At 50.0% G+C, this 18,150-nt stretch carries 16 protein-coding genes; 4 read left to right on the top strand and 12 right to left on the bottom strand.

What is annotated here, in order from left to right; genetic code table 11:
* Positions 1-76: 76 nt before the first annotated feature.
* Entirely contained in the window at positions 77-352 is a 276-nt protein-coding gene (locus tag NDI52_RS22265; RefSeq protein ID WP_190774515.1) for a hypothetical protein, read from the top strand.
* Here the strand turns inward: NDI52_RS22265 and NDI52_RS22260 are convergent.
* On the bottom strand, positions 313-489 hold the full coding sequence (locus NDI52_RS22260; protein WP_347280009.1) for an ATP-binding protein: 177 nt from the start codon (positions 487-489) through the stop codon (positions 313-315). The two genes, NDI52_RS22265 and NDI52_RS22260, sit on opposite strands and share 40 nt — an antisense overlap.
* A 211-nt stretch (positions 490-700) precedes the next feature.
* Here NDI52_RS22260 and NDI52_RS22255 point away from each other — a divergent pair, with 211 nt between their 5' ends.
* Both NDI52_RS22255 and NDI52_RS22250 read left to right on the top strand, forming a co-directional pair.
* On the top strand, positions 701-913 hold the full coding sequence (locus NDI52_RS22255) for a hypothetical protein (protein WP_206758203.1): 213 nt from the start codon (positions 701-703) through the stop codon (positions 911-913).
* A complete protein-coding gene (locus tag NDI52_RS22250; protein ID WP_190774514.1) occupies positions 855-1,370 on the top strand; it encodes a transposase in 516 nt (171 codons plus the stop codon). The genes NDI52_RS22255 and NDI52_RS22250 overlap by 59 nt, the downstream gene beginning before the upstream one ends.
* A gap of 22 nt (positions 1,371-1,392) precedes the next feature.
* Here NDI52_RS22250 and NDI52_RS22245 read toward each other — a convergent pair whose 3' ends face one another.
* The 6 genes from NDI52_RS22245 to NDI52_RS22220 form a co-directional block, all read right to left on the bottom strand.
* Positions 1,393-2,457: a phage tail protein gene (locus NDI52_RS22245; protein WP_190774513.1), complete on the bottom strand. Its 1,065-nt coding sequence runs from the start codon at positions 2,455-2,457 to the stop codon at positions 1,393-1,395.
* 33 nt (positions 2,458-2,490) lie between these two features.
* Entirely contained in the window at positions 2,491-4,749 is a 2,259-nt protein-coding gene (locus tag NDI52_RS22240) for a putative baseplate assembly protein (protein WP_190774512.1), read from the bottom strand.
* Between the two features lie 27 nt (positions 4,750-4,776).
* Positions 4,777-5,202, bottom strand: coding sequence for a GPW/gp25 family protein (locus NDI52_RS22235; protein WP_190774532.1), 426 nt, complete (start codon positions 5,200-5,202; stop codon positions 4,777-4,779).
* Positions 5,203-5,231: 29 nt separating this feature from the next.
* Positions 5,232-5,444, bottom strand: a complete 213-nt coding sequence (locus NDI52_RS22230; RefSeq protein WP_190774511.1) for a hypothetical protein — start codon at positions 5,442-5,444, stop codon at positions 5,232-5,234.
* Positions 5,445-6,071: 627 nt separating this feature from the next.
* The gene (locus tag NDI52_RS22225) at positions 6,072-6,710 is read right to left on the bottom strand and encodes a YbjN domain-containing protein (RefSeq protein WP_199307627.1); all 639 of its coding nucleotides are present in this window, start codon (positions 6,708-6,710) and stop codon (positions 6,072-6,074) included.
* Positions 6,711-6,874: 164 nt separating this feature from the next.
* Entirely contained in the window at positions 6,875-9,733 is a 2,859-nt protein-coding gene (locus tag NDI52_RS22220) for a DUF4157 domain-containing protein (RefSeq protein ID WP_348256521.1), read from the bottom strand.
* A gap of 253 nt (positions 9,734-9,986) precedes the next feature.
* Here NDI52_RS22220 and NDI52_RS22215 point away from each other — a divergent pair, with 253 nt between their 5' ends.
* Entirely contained in the window at positions 9,987-10,169 is a 183-nt protein-coding gene (locus NDI52_RS22215; protein ID WP_190774509.1) for a hypothetical protein, read from the top strand.
* 159 nt (positions 10,170-10,328) lie between these two features.
* Here the strand turns inward: NDI52_RS22215 and NDI52_RS22210 are convergent, their stop codons facing one another.
* The 5 genes from NDI52_RS22210 to NDI52_RS22190 all read right to left on the bottom strand — a co-directional run bounded on the left by NDI52_RS22210 (position 10,329) and on the right by NDI52_RS22190 (position 18,101).
* Positions 10,329-11,975 (bottom strand): VgrG-related protein, encoded by a 1,647-nt coding sequence (locus NDI52_RS22210; protein ID WP_190774508.1) that lies wholly within the window; start codon positions 11,973-11,975, stop codon positions 10,329-10,331.
* 10 nt (positions 11,976-11,985) lie between these two features.
* On the bottom strand, positions 11,986-12,513 hold the full coding sequence (locus NDI52_RS22205; protein ID WP_190774507.1) for a hypothetical protein: 528 nt from the start codon (positions 12,511-12,513) through the stop codon (positions 11,986-11,988).
* Between the two features lie 11 nt (positions 12,514-12,524).
* Positions 12,525-14,861, bottom strand: a complete 2,337-nt coding sequence (locus NDI52_RS22200; RefSeq protein ID WP_190789232.1) for a hypothetical protein — start codon at positions 14,859-14,861, stop codon at positions 12,525-12,527.
* A 23-nt stretch (positions 14,862-14,884) separates the two neighbouring features.
* Entirely contained in the window at positions 14,885-15,403 is a 519-nt protein-coding gene (locus tag NDI52_RS22195) for a phage tail protein (RefSeq protein WP_190774505.1), read from the bottom strand.
* A 340-nt stretch (positions 15,404-15,743) separates the two neighbouring features.
* Positions 15,744-18,101: a hypothetical protein gene (locus NDI52_RS22190; RefSeq protein ID WP_190774504.1), complete on the bottom strand. Its 2,358-nt coding sequence runs from the start codon at positions 18,099-18,101 to the stop codon at positions 15,744-15,746.
* Positions 18,102-18,150 lie beyond the last annotated feature (49 nt).

The following is an 18,150-nucleotide window of genomic DNA, read 5'->3' as shown; positions in this document are numbered from 1 at the left end:
CTATGATAGACCATGATGTAATTCAGGGTATTACTGATCTTACTTACAAGTTCCAACCGGCCTACATCTGAATCCCATGAGTAGTTCTACTGCTTCTTCTCAGGCAACTTCCCCCAATCTTAGACCAAGCCGTCCTTATCAGCCTGTCGTGTTGTACTGGGATACCCTACAAGGCATTAATGGCAATGGAGAGGGACCATTAGCAACCCGGAAGCAGCTACAGGATGCGATCGCCTTGTTCGCCCGTAACTTGCAAGAAAGCCCATGTGCAGGGGTGGTTCCCGGTGTCGTGGTGCAACTATCTGACGGTCTTTACTGGCTCAGCCCTGACTGGCAAGTTCTCTGCCTGTAACTTGAGCCTTTCACATCCTCGAGGAGCGGCAATCTGACAATGAAGGTTGCCCCCTGCTCTTCTCCGGCACTTTCAGTATGAATTGTGCCGTTGTGTCGTTCAACGATGTGACGGGCGATCGCCAAGCCGAGTCCCAAGCCTTTCGTTGTATTTGCGTCTTGAGCTTGACGAAAGCGATCGAATACATAAGGCAGGAAATCAGCGCAATACCGATCCTGTAAGCGCCAGTGAAGCCGAAGCCCCCTATATCTATCGTTCTCAAGCCAAAGCTGGAACCACTTCCTTCTTCGCCTACGCCACTGTTTATGTGATTTGTCGCAACAAACGAGTCACTTAGGCATTCATGCGGTGCATCGACAAGAAACCTTGGTCGCAACCGTGACGTACTTGTTGGTGATGCTGTCTCCATTGCGTCTGAGAATGAAGCGGCTTTATCTCGACCGGGGATTCTACAGTGTGCCTGTAGATCCGTTGGCTCAAAGCTCTCAATATCCTCTTCCTGATGCCAGCAGTGATCCGAGGGAAATCGGGGGGCACTCGGCAACTGTTCGTTGGACGTAAACGTTATGCGACCCACTACACCCTCACCAGTCCGACCTATGGTTCAATTCGCTGTTACATGCGGGTTGTCTGCAATTATCACAAGGGTTTCAAGGGGAAGCATGGCATCCACTACACCCTCTATGTCGTTCATCGAGTCACGGTCGCACTCAATCAACTGCATCAGCATTACAAAGACCGTTTCGGAATTGAGACCCGTTACAGAATCAAAAACCAGTGTCGCATCCGAACCACGAACAAAAATCCGATGACCCGGTTGTTGTTTGTTGCGCTGGCTTTTATCTTGGTTAATCTCTGGGTGTATTTGCTCTGGTTCTTTGTCAGCCGCACTCAACGAGGAGGACGGGGCGTTTATCGAGAACTCTTTAGCCTCAAAACAATGCTGGAATTCCTTTCTCAGGCAGTTGAGCGAAATTTTCCAGTCATCACAGCCATTTATTTACCTGCTCCGCTATGAATTTGCGATCTACTGAGGCTGTTTAATTGGGCACTGTACAGATCGTTGGTTGTTCAATGTATAGATCGTAAGTACAAAAAGCTGGTTTTTGAGAGTCAATAATTTTGCGTATGAGATCTTCGTGTATATGGCTGGCACGTTCGTTCAACCGCAGACGCACGATGAAGTGGTAAGGCCGTCCTCCTCCCAACATGGCGTCTTCTCCAATAGCAGCCTGATTTACAACAAAACCATAGCTGAAAACTTCTTCAATACAAATATGCTTCTCTGACTCCTTTTTCACATGTTCATCTAAAGGTAATCCTGTATAGAGATGAAGATAGAAGCGTAGGCCTTGCCGGGTGCCGTGCCAACGATAAAGCGTGACGGCATGACGAATCAGGCGTCGTTGTTGTTGAACCGTCCATTGAGTATCTGTTGTCCAACCGACCCAGTGTGCCAGGAAGGGAAGTAAGGCTTCGGGGGCGGTGAGGGGATCTAAATAAGCCCACATTTGATCCATAGTTTGCACCACGGGATCAAATGCTTGTTCAATAATGGCGAGGAACCGGCCTATGAAATCATTCTCTCGGTATAGAGCGGGTAAAAAGTTAAGGTAGGGGCTGGGGGGCCGAACATGGAGGGTAAAGACCTGATAGCCAACTAACTGGCGAGACGTCGGTGTCCCCTCAGGCTTACCGTCTGCTTCATGTTCGATGTAGACGAACACTTCACTTTGATAATTGAGTTGTAAGTGCGAGCGATCGCCCCCCAACTCCTCCGAACGTTCAAAAAAGTCGTGGGGCACCTGAAACTCGATGGTGCGATCGAGTCGTTGTTGAAACGCAAGAACAGGGACATCAACCTGCCACTGGCACCACTCTGAGGGGAAGTCTCCTTTTGTCTCAAGACTCCAACGGAGGGGGCGATCGCTGTGGTTTTCCACATGGATGGCGATCGCACTGGGTTCTCCAGGATGCAGGAGTAGCTGGTTGGACGCCTGCTCGTCTGGCCCACCTGAGAGGGATATTGTCACGGTGGCGAGCGCTTCGGGGATATGGGTAGAGGTGGCTTGAAGGGTTAAGGATGGGGTATAGCTGAGTGTCATGGCAGATCCTTCGTTGAAGCGATAGCGATAGGGTTAATCAGCAAATTCGATGACATGGTGCGATCGCAGATGGGAATCGCCATCATTCCAGGAGCAAATTAATCCCAATGAGCCAGGATTGATTGCGGGTTCTGGTAACGAAGAACGAAACCATTCTTCGCCATATTTCCGCAGTTCGTATAACTCCACGAATCCCACATGCCGAAGCCCCGGCATCACTTGCCCCTGGCATAATCCGACAATATCGTTTGGATAGACAGGACGGCCCAATTCCCAACCACGTCCATCAATCCCCCCCGTTAATGGATTAAGGAAGCGATAGAGTGCCCGCAAAAGCTGCTCACGAATGGCAGCTTGGGTGACAGGATGGTTGTAGCTCGGATCGAGCAATAGCTTAAGGCGTACACTAACCCCAACGTACTCCGGTTCTTGAAGGTGCACCTGAATTCCCAGAGGTTTGCGATCGCGGATGTAGTCCAAAACCTCAGCCTTTAGCCTTTCATTCAGCGTAAAGGCTTCATCCGGGTGCATCCCCATCTGCCAATCCACTGTTTCCAGGGACACCTGGGGAACCATGAGCAGCCGAACAATCCCTGGAGTGGTTTGGGCCTCGCTCAGGCAATGGGCACGGGCAACGGAACGGGAAGCTTTGCGGGCCACATTCTCAAAATCTTCGGGGATAACGGCTGATTCCCGTGTGCGCAGCAGATGGGGCACCCGTAAAACGGCCTCGTCTAAGGACTCGGCATCGACGCCACCCACCGCGGCCCCATAATTCGTCACATGCTTCACGTAGGGAATGGCAGACTTCAACACCGTCAGTTTTTCTGCCTGAACGTTGCCCTGACTTCCTCCCCCTGTCCGGTAAGCCACCATGTAAATTTCGGCTCCCAGAGGCGGCACTTTGCCATATTGGCGCTCCAGCAACTCACTGAGGGAAGCGATCGCCCCTGTCCCATTCTGGGTCCGTGTTTCCAGGGGATTATGACGAGAGGGCGATCGCTGGGTGGGCCCTTGCCAGGCTTGTTGCAAGGCCCGTTGCTGGGTCTTCTGTCGCAACTGGGCAGGCTCCCGAATCAGGGGGCCGAATTGTACGGTTCCGGTGAGGGAATCGAGGGTGTAGTGGGGGTCTTCGGCTCCTGAATCTGCGAAGTCGGGCACCTCCCGCCAACGCTGTATTTCACCTGTGGGAAGTCGCAGTTCAATGTATTCGTCGCGATCGCTCTGCCGCTCTAAAACAGGCTTCCCCTGCAACTCAAAGCTTTGCCCCGGTTTGCCATTGCTCACCCCCAGTAACTCCCGTTCTACCCGAACGCACTGGCTGGCGTTGACTGTCCCGCCAATGGAACGTACAGACAAGCCGACAATGCTGGGCGAACTGCTGTAGCTGGGCTGGAGGTCGCGGGGAGATGTATAGATACAGCGAATCCAATGCCCTCGATGGTGCGTATTCCCAGCTCCAAACTCCCAGGCAGGAAACCGTTGCGGCAAGTGCAGGATGACATCCGCACCTTCCTGCACCGAATTTTGAGCCGCTTGATTAAATTCGCTAAAACTAAAGCCTCGCGTTTTATCATCCGCTTCGCCCCGCAGAATCGGCTCCCACTCCTGCCCATTCCATGCCTGCCATTGTCGGGGCGGATCATCAGGATTGATGCCCGTGGTACGAGCCGCAACGCCTTTAATGTTGATGGCGACAACATTCCCTTGAATCGAATTGTCGGGTGCGTCCAGTGCCAGATAGAAGCAGTTGCCGGGGGTCGGTTGTTCAAAGAGTTGAGTTTCTTCGAAGCGATGCCATTGGTGATTGGGTGGCGTGCGATCGCGCCATTGTTGGGGATGCTCTTCAGCGACATCTGCCGTGAGCAAATGTTTAATTTGTGGCGTACCAATCACCAGTTCTTGCTCGGTGCTGAAGATAATCGCAGGCTCACTTTCCGTTCGCAGGGTTGCCACCTCCGTACTGTAGGGAATCCTCACTGCATCGGTTTGAGATTGGCTGAGGTAGAAGGTCAGTGCGGTTTGTGCAGGGGCAGGCGCTTGCAGCCGAATTCCCAACATTTCCAGGAAAACAATGTAATTCCGGTAAGGCACCTGATTGAACCGGAACAACATTTGATCTGTCAGCCAGGCGAACAGTTCTAGCAACGTCACGCCGGGATCGCTGGGGTTGTGATTCGTCCATTCAGGGCAATAGCGGGGAATCCGAAGCAGGCATTCTTCAACTAGATCGTTGTATTTGCGATCGTCTAAGTTGGGCTTGGGCAGTTGGGGTAAAAAGTCGAAGCTCATGACTGATTTCTCTGAATCCAACGTAGGTTATTCGTAAGGCTTCTCAGGGGCTGATGCCAGGTAGAAGGGATAGACCAGACTGCGAATGTCATGGCTCCCTTTGGGCTGATAGGAAATCGTAATGTTGACCTTGCCCCGAATGGGATCTGGCTCTGTTTGAACGCCTCGCAGATTAATGCGCGGTTCCCACATTTGTAAGGCTTCTTCCACATACAAACGAATTTGCAATAACGTTTGCAGGTTCAACGGTTCATACATCAATTCTGATAAGCGTGAACCAAAAGCGGGGCGATACACTCGCTCACCCAGATCTGTACGTAAGATGATGTAAATTGATTCCTCAATATTCGACGTTTTGGCACTCAACTGAATGCCACCTTGAACGTTAATTTGCAACGGAGATGCAAAGCCAGAACCAATGTAATCTGGAGAATTGTTTATCGATTGCAACATGGGAATGACTACTATTTGAAGGGGCTGCGTTACCTGGATAAGGGGCGATCGCGCATCACTTGATCGATCGCTTTTTCGTACCACCATTGTTTAGACTGATGCGGGTACGTGATACGAATAGTTTGGATTAAACGATCTGTGGTGTGGCGATCGCCCTGCAACATGGTGAGCAATGTTGTATAAAGCGGATTCAGGAGCAGATTCGCCGTTGTATTTCTCATGGTGGCGATCGAGCGTTTCATGGTTGACTCCGGGGGCAGTGGATGTAGACACCTCTACCTGAACATTACGGATGGCTGTTGGAGTTTATGCAGGCAGAATCTTGCCATTTCCCTGTACAGGCTAAGGGGTATATGTAACTTGCTTGTGCTTGCCATACGGTGGTCTTGCTCCCCGTTTACACCCGCCCGCGAATGAATTGTGGGCTAATGACAGGAAAACCCATTGAAATGGGTTGAAGAACTCCCAATAAGTGCGCAGTCCGTTTTAACGGACTTTTCTGATTAGCCCGCAATTTTATTCGCGGGCGGGCTAATGGCTGAGGTATTGACCTGTGTATACATGACCTGTACAGGGAATTACTAGCAGAAGGGGATTTTGATGGGTGTTGATGGGTGAGGAGGGGCGATCGCCATCTTCCATGACTGGTGGTTGAGTCTCAAAACCTCATCACCGAGTATCCGAGAATCACGATTGAGTAGTTGAAACTCGTGATTCAGTCAAAAAGACTCGTGATTGAGTAGTTGAAACTCGTGATTCAGTCAAAAAGACTCGTGATTGAGTATTCAAGACTCACGCATCAATGCCAGAGGTTCACAGACGAATATCGGAAACGGGATGTTGAACCCAAAAGATTCGCACCCGACTATTTACACCTCAACCGGGACATTCTCGGATTCTTCAATCTCTCTGCTTCCCTCTGCCACCTGCCCAGATGCTTCAATCTGTCGAATCGCCTCCAGCGGCGTAGCCGCTCCCGCAATCACAGCCCGGATACCTGGCAGATAAGCATCCATCATACTGATGTTGGCATAGACAAGCTGCTTAATCAGGGCATAACTGAGGTAATCATCCGTGACATCAATACTGGTCTTATAACGAATCTCACCATCCTCAAAGTCAAGCTCAAAGTTGCCCAAAATCATTCCAGAGTTGACCCGGGTGATGAATTCGGCGATTGAGAGGAGTTTCTCGGAGGGAGTGGCGATCGGGCAGATGGAGTAGAAGGCGAATTGTGCTTGCTCCCCTCGAATATGAGCATAGCAATTCCATTCACCGTTCTTACCTTGGATGGAAGTGTAGAGGATGGGTTCACCATGCAAACGAGTGAATGACCAATCATCGTTGGCGAAGAAAGTGATCAGTTGATCAAACATTTGCTTACTTGGCGATAGTTCTTGCTCAAGCACATTAGAAATACTTTGAGGCAATTCATCCAAATTCATGCCAATGGCTCCTTTTACATTTTGCAGGTTGAGTTGAGCTTGACGAAACCCAACAAAGGTCAAATTGAGAGGTAATGATGGTTTGTGAAATTCAATTCAAGTAATACTGGTAGCAATGCGATTGACGTGGATGTTGAGTTGAGGAATGAAGCCAATCTATGGCTTGCAGGCAATTGCATTAAAAATTCTGGCAATTCAAATTGTGGTAATGGCAATCGCACTTTTTCTTACTTGTTACCTTGTTTCACGTCTATACTTACATCCATATGAAACTCCTTCTTCATCTCGAGAGTATATTTGCTACTATTAACTTCATTGTCGATTTTAGTAACGTTTTTCCCCCATCTTGGACCAATAGAGTAATTAATACGAGAATTGCCCATGCCATTTAGTCCGGTTCGCTTCCTAAGTTCAGAGAAAGATTCTGACTCTATATCTTTGGCTGGGGTTATATCACCAACCGATCTACCTCCACCAGCGATATGGTCGGGACCATGAAGAGCTACACGTTTTTTCATCCATTTTTTAGCAAAAGCTTCGGCATCCTTGCGGGCTTCTTCACAAGATTTTCCGGCTTTGACAGAATTCTCAATTCGTTGTTTAATGATTCTATTTTCGATTATCCTTCGAAACAATTTTTGGTCGGCATCGCTTTCAGAGGTTCTCCCCTTTGTTCGCGTTAGTTTGAGTTTTTTAAATCGGTCCCTTCTCGCAGACCACTCACTCATTTTAAGCGCATTAATACCGCGTTCATGTTGTCTTAATTGACCTTTGAATTGATGGTATTGCTCTTTGAACTTCAAAGGAACTTCAAACTCGACTTTGACTTCTTGCATTTTAGTCACTAATGGTACAACTGCTGTGTTATCTATGGGATTAATTTCCGCCTGAATATAGAAGTTATTATTGTTGCCACCTCTATCATTATTAATCAATTCAATTCTCTTCAAGTTAAAACTACTTTTTATCTTCGGAAGCGCTTTCTTAATCTTTCGAGTAGTTGCATTAGGATCTTTTAATTGCTTTTCTGCCTCCTTTAATGCTTTTTGCAAATCTTCCTTCTTTTGTAAATCAGTACGATCGTCACTCTTACCATTTTTCTGTTTCTTGCCAAAAAGCTTCCTTGCAAACTTCATTACCAAGTCAACAATTCGATTCATTGCCCGGTCGAGCGGCTTTTGTATCCGCTTGATAATGTTGCGGATTCTATTGGAGATACCGCCTAAGCCAAGTAGCCGTGCCATGAAGCTGATAATGACGGGGAGGGATTTTGCCATGGATTGCTCAACGAATTTGATCGCGGCTCCAATTTTGCCTGCGACGATGCTGCTAATGGAATTGAATACGGCATTGGCAAGATCTAAAATTTGCTGCCACCGTTCAATGAAGAACATGACGGCGTTGTAAACGGCGATGATCGCCTGCACAATGGCACCGGCTGGGTTGAACATCGATACGAGTTTGATGACAGCCTGCTTGATGATAGTCGTGATCACCCAGTTGCGTACTTCGCTAATTACCATCTCTTTCACATCGCCAACGCTTTGGGAGATTTGCTGCCAGGCAGCGATCAGTCCACCCGTTGCAATACTTCGGAGTAACGCGAATGATTTTTCTACCTGGGAAACCCTTTTCTCGCCCATGCGCTTCACCAGTTGCTTTCTCAGGTTCTGATAAGTTGCGCCAGCGACCTGCAATGCAATCGATAGCATTCCTTTCGAGTTAAGTGCAGGGGGCATTTGCAATCCAGATCCTGAGAGGGCACCGAATAGCCAACCCATCAGACCTGCTTTGAGGTGCCTGGTAATATTGGCGGAAAACTGCTCAAAGCCACCTTTGACAGATTTCACGAGATTCCCGACGAAACCCACCGGGTCTTTGATAATGGTCATGAACAGGCCACCGACCTTCTTCAGAATGCCCATAACCTGCTCGGCTCCGCCTTTCCCAGCCAGCGCCATAGCCCCTTCAAAGATGAATTCCATCACCTTTTGACCAACGTTAAGGGCAAAACGTACGATTCGCTGAATGGGTTCTCTGAAAATATTGGCGAGTTCTTCTATCAGTCCCCCTGGATTGAGAATGTCATCAGGGGAAAGCGCATCAATGGCCCGGCGGAATAGGCTTTTAATGACATCCCATGTCAGATTCAGCTTTTGGATTTCTTGTCCAAACCAATCAAACGCTTTCTGCAATGCACCCGATTCCTGGAGATTTTGGAATAGGCGATCGCCCCCCGGTGCCAGCTCCAGCACCCCTTTGACTAAATTGGTTGCATTGCGCTCGACAGGCGTATCTTTAATGGGATCTTTGCCCAGCACCACCGATAGAAGGGAATATCCTGGCATCCGAGAAGCAAAGCCTGCCACGGAATCTAAAAATTCCCGCTTGGCTCCTTCAAAATTGCCTGTCAGAAGATTGCCAACTGCCCCAAGGACATCGCGTTGAATGCGAGGAGAAACGAGACTGATATCGCGACGTTGGATTGAAGCTTCTGCTGGAGTGAGTTTATTGTCCTCGGCTTTTGTGGAATGGGATTCGATCGCTTTTGGCTGAAGGGATTCCGTTTCATCGGGCGATCGCCGCACCTTTTCTTTGTTCAGTTCTTTTGCGCCAGTTTGTTGGATGACGTGGGTTAATTCGTGAGCCGTTAACTCATCCTTGGCTGGCGCTTTTCCAGCCGCATAGAAAATGTGATTGCGATAAGTGAATGCCTGGGCACTCACGGCTTTATTCATCTGAGCAGCGTTGGCTCCTGTATGAGCCTTTACATGCTTTAAGCTAACGCCCAAGCGCGGTTCCATGAACGATCGCACATCTTCCGGCAACGGGTTACCCCCAGCCATACTGCTGGATAACCGAGCCTCGAAATGGTTGTCCGGTTGCGATCGCTCCTGAGTTGCTTTGGTCTGCACCTCCTCCTCGGACGCTTGTCTCTGCACCAGGGGAGTAATGGCTAAAGGTTTAGGCTGGATATCAGATTCCGGTTGCTCTGGTTGTCGCTGGATACGATTGTGAGCGGGGTCGGGCATGGTCATGACTTTGGCGGCGACCTGATCGGCTTCCTGTTCGTAGCGATCGCCCACCTTCCCCACACTGAGTTTCGTCTGTACCAACTTGTTAGACGATGGTTTATCCTTCTCTAGTTCATTCTGCGCTGTTGATTCAGTCTTTTGTTGAATTGTATCTTTCGTGTCTCTATCGGGTTCAGAAGTTGCTCCTTCCTTTCGCTGAATAGGTTTTGTTTGATGGTCATCTGATTCAACGGTAGAATCTGCTTTCTTCTGAACGGGTTTATCCTTCTCATCCTTCAGTGGGTTAGCAGGATAGAGCGAAATCATGCCGGGGTTAAATCGGGCACGCGCTATTTTCCCTTGCTGGGCTTGCCAGTCGGCTGAGATGGGAGTGGGAGGAGCGATCGCCTTACCAGCTTGCGACTCCACTTCATGGGGAAAAGCACGCCGTTGCAGTTGCGACTCCGATTGTACGGGTGGGGATACATCCGTTGATGGCTTGACCTGATGATGGAGCGTTTGACTCATGGGATGTATCCTCGGCAGGACAAACTAGAGAAACCTGAAGACGTTGACGAGCGATTGGATTAACAGTAACGGGCTGATAACACACCTGTCTGTCATCGAAAGTCTTGGTATGGTTGAGACTAAGGTTGAGTTGTCATCATCAACCTGGAACAACTTGGATGGGTGTCGTTGTTGTCACCAGTGCCCCACGCAAACTGATTTTGGGAGCGGCGATCGCGACACTCGCTGTAGCCGAAATTTGAATACTGCCATCGCTATCATTCAGTGTGATGGTCTGGCCACCTGCTGTTTGAATCTGAATCTTGCCACCCTCATCATCGACAAACTGAAGCTGATGTCCGGCGCGCGTTTTGAACGTTCGTACCCGGACTCTGCCATTCTGGACGCTTTGCCGTACGGGTACGGGTGGCGCATCGGTACCATTCCACACGCCACCCAGGATGTAAGGACGATGAATGTCGCCATGCTCAAAGGCCACTAGCACTTCATCATTAATTTCGGGGAGACAATCAAAACCACAGGCATTACCTGCCCCAATCGCGACGACCCGCGCCCAATTGCTAGCGTGCTCCTCCGTCAAGGTTGGGAACTTGACCTTAACGCGTCCCCAGCCTTCAGGATCTTCGTTGTCTGTCACGATGCCCACGAGCAGCGTTTGTCCCGGTTGCAGGGAGGGTTGAGGGGTGAGCCTGGGTATATAGCCTCCTCGCAATCCCCGCACGCTAAATTCGGTTCGGTACACTCGTTCCTGATAGATGTGGCGGGTCTCCGTCACATAATACTGACCGCTATGTGGCCCCATGTCGTCCAGTTGCACGACTCGCCCAGGGCGAATCGTGGCATTTCCCTCGCCCCTCGCATCGGCGCAGACAAATTGTCCCCCCAGTTCATCACATGCTGCCTGAGCCATGACATCCGCTTCTTTGGAGCTGAAGACGGGCTGATCGACCAGGATCGTGGTCGGGTTGTTGGGTCTGCCATTAAATTGTGGGCTGGTGTCACTGCCGTGTCCGTTTTGGGTGGTCGTTAAAACCTGCTCTCGCTGGCGGGTGGAGACGATCGCCCGTTTTTCCCCATAATCCCAGGCTCGTACTTCCACCGCTTTGACCTGTTCTGCGCTCGTCACGCGAACGCGGAAGCTGTGCAGATCCGTCAGCCACTTCAGGCGCAATTCCCCATCGACTTTAGGCTTGCGGAAGTTGAGTTTGCCATCCTGAACAAACAGTTCAAAGCCAAGCCGCATGGCTCGTTCCCGCAGGAATGCCATATTACTCTGGTTCTCCTGAAACACATAGTCATGGGGGATGCCGCTATCCTCGATCGCCCCTTCTTTAATACCCACTTCCGCCACAATCTTTTTGACGATGTCGCTGTCGGTCATGTTCTGAAACGAGCGGTTATGGTGGCCGCGATGCAGACGATGGGAAACATCGTAGCCACGCACAATAATTGGAGCTTGTGACTTCTCACTAAATTGGGTTTCGATGGCTGTAATCTCGCCTTCCAGTAAATAGTTCTGGTTGGACTGGTTGAAGGCAGGGGCTTCGGTGGTGCTGGTGCTGAAACCAACCTTGATGGGTTTGCCAATCTGAAGCAGGTTTTGATGCCGCCAGGGTCGGGTGTGCGATCGCCCCGGATAGTAATCATTCTGCAACACCAGGGTAAATAAACCGGGGCGATGCAGGCTTTCCTCAACCGACAGTTGCAGGATGTCTTCCATTAACTCGGTGGGGGCCGGTTGGTCATCGATCAGCAGGGTAGGGCGATCGCGGTGGGTTGCGGGCATGGGACGTCTCCTATCTTGCGGCGTTCTGGCGGGCGGGAATGCTGTCATTCTGGCGATCGGCAGCGGTGGGAGCCGTGGCTGCCAGAGAGCCGTTGGGTTTCGGCTCGTCAGCTTCCTTTAAGGTGAGATTGTCAATCACGGCACGAACGGGGGTACCATCGGGGAGAAAAAGGGTGAGTTTATAGCTCAGCTTTTCGACAAAACAACGGCGCAGATATATCTGTTTTCCCCACATCAGGGTATAGATGGGTGGGCGTTGTTTGCCTGAAACAAATTGCACTGCTTTGCGAAAGGGTTCAATGTAGCGCTGTACTACATCGGTTCGTTCTTCGTATGTGTCAAACATCACCTGGCTGATGGTGACGGTATAGGCTTTCACATTGGCAAAACTCACTTTAGGCTGACCCGTTTCTTCAGTGCGTGAACCTGGGCTTTCAGCGGTATCCACGACTCCTTCAAAGGCCAGTTCTGCCGGATTAAACATAAACTCTAGAGGGGGAACTCCATCATCGGATTTCAACGTTGCTTTGACCAACATGACGATTTCTCCTAAAACGAACGATCCATTGTGTAAAGGCCATTCCGTTCTCGTTCAACCTCCCATTTTTCCTGCACCAATCCCTTCACCCGATCCGATAGACATTGGAGTTTGGTGTAGAGGGGAGAGCCGGGTATAGGCGGTTCCAGAACGGTTGTGGCGTGATGGGAATTTGAGGAGGGAAGTTCCGATAGAAAACCGTTCCATAGGCGATCGCTAGACCAGAAAGGAATGCCTGTTCGCAGATTGAATTGACGCTCGGCTTCAAGATGCCAATGTTGCTCCAGCAGGTAAGATACGGGATAAATGAGCTGTTCTAACTCTTGTTCTAAAGATTGCCGTGACAGAGGGCGGTTCTCCTTTGAAGAGGATTTGCGATCGCTCCTTCTTTGTTCCTGATCTTTCCCGTAATCTGTTGGATTAGAGCCAGTCGATTCGTCCGGTTTCGTAGGGGTTTCCTTGCCGATTGTCTCGGATGTTTTCTCTAAGGATTTATCAAAATCATCAGATGCCATTAGATGATGAACCGGATCAGCTGCATCATAAATAGATGAATTATGATGAAGCAGTTCGGAAATATCTGACCAGGTTTTTGGAATTGATTGAGAAGGTAATTGAGCTTGTGAATTGGATGAAGTAATGCGTCTCTGAATGGAAAAAATAGCTGAATGATGGATAATTGCAGAGGAATTTTGTTCGGATGTTTGTGAAGATTGATGAGACAAATCGATAGAGGATTGAGATTCTAAATTTACACTTGTAGTTGAAGTTGAGCGGTCGAAGTATTCTGGATGTGAATGGTTAGATTTTCTTTGAATTGAAGTAGTTGGGGAATATTCTGATGATGCTGAATCAAAGGAAGAATGTAATGAATCTGGTGCCCTTGTAGAATCTAGTGCAGCCACCTCATTAGTTTTTGCAAGTGAATGAGTGAACCCCAATGGTTTTAGCAGAATGGAATGGGGATGCTCACGTTGAGGTGATATCAGAGGTAGGGTAGAGGATTGTGTGATCTCCCCTGTTGCTTCAGCTTGAGTGGTTTGGTTGGGTGTAATTGAAGATGCAGTTGAGCGATCGCCTTTTACAGGGATGGAGGGATCGATCGACTGCCTGTTCTCTTTTTCCTCAGGAGCCACTACACGTCGTTGAATAGTTGGTAATGGCAGCGTGGACTTGGTATTGTTACCAGCCACGTCGAAAGATGGGGACGGTGTATCCGGATGAGTGGAGGGAGACGCAGCTCTAGGAGGTTGATGGGCTGTGTCAGAGCGGGGTAGTTCTGGAAAGCTAGGCTTTGTCTGAATAGTTGGCGTTGGAGTTTGGGGCGATCGCTGCCCTACGTCAACCGTTACTGGGTCACTCAACTGGCTTGTTACCTGGGCCTTTTCCTTGCTTTGGGTGTTAGTCGAGCTTTTTTGGAGAAGATTTTTCTCCGCATTCTCTTCTATGCGGGGCTGAATTTCGGGAATCGCTTGATTTGTTTTTGCTACATGTGTGCCAGGTTCGCCCTGATTGCGAGGGGATAATTTGGTATTAGAAGACGAAAAGGATTGCTCTGCCTCTACGTTTTGCGTTTCAGGCTGGCGTTGAAGCGTTGCAAGTAGCTCTGCACTTAAAGCGGATTCTGTAGAGGAACGGGTGTTCTTCTGGGGTGCTTCGCTAACGTCAGCAGGTGCTTCAGCATGATCCAGTTGTGGCTGAATCTGAGGGCGCTGAACCTCTGAACTGTGAGATGTATTTTGTGGTGAAAGTCCCGTTAGAGAAGCTTCAGGTGTTGTGCGCTCCAGCGCGGGAGAAGCGGTCGGCTCTGCCTGGGTCTGGATAGCCGAAGGTTTCGTTGGAGGAGCTTCAGGTGTTGTGCGCTCCAGTCCGAGTGAAGTGGTCGGCTCTGCTTGGGTCTGGACAGCCTGAGGTTCAGAGGAATCTAGAGGCTCAGTTTCGTGTTCTGATCCGAGGTAGGTAGGTGAAGTGGAAGGCTCGGATGAAGCTGTAGATAGATGGGCTGTGCTGGTTTCAGAAGGGGGCGTTGTTTCGGGTGGACGAGCAGTATGGGAGGAGTTCGTTTTTTCAGGCGCTTGAAACCTAGTTTGCGATCGCCACCCGTTCCCATCAGGCACCCCTTTTTCAGCCCAAGGCCGAAAATTAGGCTGCGAGAAGTACGTTGGCAAAGCTTCAGATTGCCCTCCCAATGGCATCTGAAAGGGTAGGGAGACGGGCGGCGTGGATTGGCTGGCCCAACCGAGGGGGCGATGATTGCCTAAGGGCGATCGCTGTTGGGCGAGCGATCGCTGACCCGCAAAGTAAAAGCGCTGAGCCAGGGATGGAAATGGGAATCGTTTGGGAGCCATAACGAGAGGAGAAACGGTGAGGGTTAATTGCTCGGGAAATAGCCGGTAGAATCCCGACCCGTGGTGTGAATCGTAGCTCCACCACCATTGGAACGAATAATTTTTAAGCCTTCATAGGCCAGGGTCAATTCTTCGATGGCGGTGCTGTCTGCATTGGCTTGTAGAGCTGGAGCTTTCCATCCAATCGGAACGGCTCCAATCAGCGTCCAACATTGCATGGTTTCACCTGCCTGGTTAAACAGCAAAATATTGACATTACGCCGTTCTTTTTTCGTACTGCTGAGGGTTTGATCCATCCAGCTCCAAAAAGTCAGGCTGTCCGTTATGCCCCGTTTTAAGGTGACATCGGTGAATTCTGCCTGCCCTAAGAGAATTCGTTGCTGATCATTAACGCCTCCCTCCCGCTGAACATCACGCTTCACGGTTACACCTAGCCCGGAGCATTCACTGAATGAAGCGGTTATTTGGCTTTCCATTTCTACGTAGAAACGATTTGACGTGACGTAGTTAAATTCGTGTGTAACAACACCGTTTTTAGCCATTTTCTATCTCCTAAAATTCGGATAAGATCTGTCACGATCCCAATCCATTGAATTTTCCTGTTGTATTCGTTCGTAGATGCGATCGCTCAGCTTCAGCAACAACACTGGATCTTGTAAAACCTGATCGATCAGCTTTAATAAGCTTGTTTCGTTCGCATTCATATACATCTTCCAATCTATTCAATTGGCCTGTGGAGAATTAGACACCTAGTAGGCTCCGGCCTAAGTTCGTTGCCTATTTTTTGTGGTGGGGTGCGAAGCACCCCACCACAAAAAATAGGTTGTACACTTCTGCCCCAGCCTACTAGTGTTTTTAAAAACACCGGGTGTCTGGGTGTTGTTAGCGATCGCTCAAAGCCCGAATCGGAACCAGACCTGCTGCATTGAGGAGAGCTTGCCCCTCATCCGTTCTGAGGGTTTCTGCAAAGCTGCGGCCTGCCTGGGAGCCCTTTGGATAAACAACCACCAGACGATAGCGCAGAGGATATTGATTTTGCAGAAACCCTCGGCTGGAGCTAAACACGTTGGCATTAGAGGTATAGCTACCTTTGTCACCACATAAGTCTGTCGCTGGATTAATGGGTACTCCTTGCTGTTGCATCAGGGGTTGAACTTCCTTGCCGTTTTCCCCCAGCGCTAGCGGATACACTGAGCATTGGTTAATGACCTGACTGAGGCGTGCAAATCCAATTCCCACAGTATGCCGCTGCTCAAAATCCTTCAGGATTTCACTGAACATCTGGTTAACGGGTAGAGGGGCGATCGCCCGTTCCCGAAATTGCTGAATGGTGGTGCGATCGCCTTGCAAAACCGTCTGTTCGAACTGCTGAATCGTCGCTTGATCCGCAGGACGGTAGAGCTTAAGTGACCATCCTTCTAAGCGGTCGGCTAAATCCTGTGGGGTAACATGGCCTGTATAAAGCTGACGTAACTGCTCAACCGTGATACGGCCCTCCAATTGCTCTGGAATGCCCTTCAGTAACGTTGCATTGCCATTAGAAGGATTACCATCGCTAAATGCGACCACGGCTACCAGGCCATCGTAGGCCACCTCCTGTTGCTCAAACCCTTCCGGCAAATCGGTTCGCCATTCCGTGAGTGCAAACGCAGCGGATTTAGAACGTAAAACCGATATCACATCTTCCTGAGTTGTTTGTAAGGTGTATTGCTTCAGGCGAGCATCTCGTTCCTGTAAGGTCTGTTCCAGAGTACGACTCAAGGCAATGGAGTGTTGCGATCGCAACACCCTGTCCCAAATTCCCCCCGCTTCGATCACATAGGAAGTAGGCTGATCAGGCAGGCTTGTAATCGCAGCCAGGCAACAGGGGCGGGTGGGATCTGTGGCGTTGGGCGATCGCCCAACAAACCAACGTCCTCCTATCCAGAGCAATCCGCCGAGGCATCCACCCAGCAACCCTAAAAGCAACAGTTGCCGTAGAAACCGATGTCTCGTTTCACTGGATGTAGCCTGTTCCGTTGCTAGAGGCTCTCCCTGTTCCGATGCTTCTTGCCACGGAAGACCCAGTAAAACTTGACGAGCTTCTTCCGCATTGGCTTTAAATTTACCGCTAACTAGTTGGCGAATAAATTGCTTAAGGGGTTGATCTGCCACTGATGCCCAGGGCTGCTCTAGCAGAAGATTTGGACGAGTTGCATTTGCCATTCCGGTGAGCAGATCAAAGCCAAGGTAGCCTAAATCAACCAGATCCCCTGCTAGAGTAGGGGTTGCAACTTTGGCAGACGCAGGTAGAAAGAGATGTTCCCAAAGGGCCAAATCTGTCACGTAAATGAAAAATTGCAGTTCATTTTCTGGGGTTAGCTGTTCTGTTGAGGATTGGGGAGCAATGAGCAAGCTATTTAAGCTGAGATTGCCGTGGGGCAGGCCGTACTGAACTTCCCCTGTAGGCAACCGCACCTTCTGCTGATGCAGGAACCAGAGCGTTTGCAACACCTGGGCTAGAACATGACGGACCTGACGAGGCGTGACCGTTGGAGTAGCTGCAAGATACTGACGGAGTGTTTGACTTTTGGGAATCGGTTCGCTGATCAAATAACAGCGGTTTTCGGTGGAGTTAGGGGAGGCGATCGCCTCATACAGATTCACTAACCGAAAGTCTTGTCCACCCCCGTTGCGTAAATTTAGGTTGGCGAGAGTGGTGAACTTTTCTTTGCGATCGCGAATCTCTCTAGCGTTGAAATCTCCTTCTAACAGCAAATACTCTTTGATTAAAACGGGTTTGTTATTCAGGGCCAGAATCCCGTTATAGCACCGCACCCGTTCCCCAGTTTGGAGAACATCACCTACCCGGCGATAGCGCCCCCACCGTCCCCGGATCTGATCCTGTTCAGACAAAAATGGAATCTCTGTAGAACGAGTGGATCGGGTAGGTAGAGGGGTTGGGAGGGGGCGCGATCGCGCACTCACTGGTGTCGGTGCGGCAGTGGCAGTACGTGCTTGGAAACGGCGCACATCGCGTTCAGGGGGATTTTGCCAATGTTCCTCCCTTTCAGCCCTATCTACCTGACGCGATGGTGCCGAGCGTGGCGTTTCCCTTCCCATGGGGATTTCAATCTCCTCCAGCCGATGCTGAGCCTCACGCCTGCCCCGTTGTGCCAGGATTTCAACGGGATGACGAATGAAGTTTTCAGCCCCACGATAATAGTGGCCTAGCCTGAAGATAATGTCGGTTAACTTCATAGCAATCCCTCACGACGAAACGGGTCGGATTCGATGATGCATAAGCAAG

This window comes from Leptolyngbya sp. PL-A3 (assembly GCF_039962325.1).
GTDB lineage: Bacteria > Cyanobacteriota > Cyanobacteriia > Elainellales > Elainellaceae > Vacuolonema.
Note: the sequence above shows the minus strand (reverse complement) of the source record. Positions and strands in the feature narration are given on the sequence as shown.

Bases quoted from the DNA above. Each gene is read 5' to 3' on its own strand.
- NDI52_RS22195 (WP_190774505.1), bottom strand. From the start codon at position 15,403: ATGGCTAAAAACGGTGTTGTTACACACGAATTTAACTACGTCACGTCA.
- NDI52_RS22190 (WP_190774504.1), bottom strand. From the start codon at position 18,101: ATGAAGTTAACCGACATTATCTTCAGGCTAGGCCACTATTATCGTGGG.
- NDI52_RS22210 (WP_190774508.1), bottom strand. From the start codon at position 11,975: ATGCCCGCAACCCACCGCGATCGCCCTACCCTGCTGATCGATGACCAA.
- NDI52_RS22205 (WP_190774507.1), bottom strand. From the start codon at position 12,513: ATGTTGGTCAAAGCAACGTTGAAATCCGATGATGGAGTTCCCCCTCTA.
- NDI52_RS22235 (WP_190774532.1), bottom strand. From the start codon at position 5,202: ATGTTGCAATCGATAAACAATTCTCCAGATTACATTGGTTCTGGCTTT.
- NDI52_RS22200 (WP_190789232.1), bottom strand. From the start codon at position 14,861: ATGGCTCCCAAACGATTCCCATTTCCATCCCTGGCTCAGCGCTTTTAC.
- NDI52_RS22250 (WP_190774514.1), top strand. From the start codon at position 855: ATGCCAGCAGTGATCCGAGGGAAATCGGGGGGCACTCGGCAACTGTTC.
- NDI52_RS22230 (WP_190774511.1), bottom strand. From the start codon at position 5,444: ATGAAACGCTCGATCGCCACCATGAGAAATACAACGGCGAATCTGCTC.
- NDI52_RS22245 (WP_190774513.1), bottom strand. From the start codon at position 2,457: ATGACACTCAGCTATACCCCATCCTTAACCCTTCAAGCCACCTCTACC.
- NDI52_RS22265 (WP_190774515.1), top strand. From the start codon at position 77: ATGAGTAGTTCTACTGCTTCTTCTCAGGCAACTTCCCCCAATCTTAGA.
- NDI52_RS22215 (WP_190774509.1), top strand. From the start codon at position 9,987: ATGCCGGGGTTAAATCGGGCACGCGCTATTTTCCCTTGCTGGGCTTGC.
- NDI52_RS22240 (WP_190774512.1), bottom strand. From the start codon at position 4,749: ATGAGCTTCGACTTTTTACCCCAACTGCCCAAGCCCAACTTAGACGAT.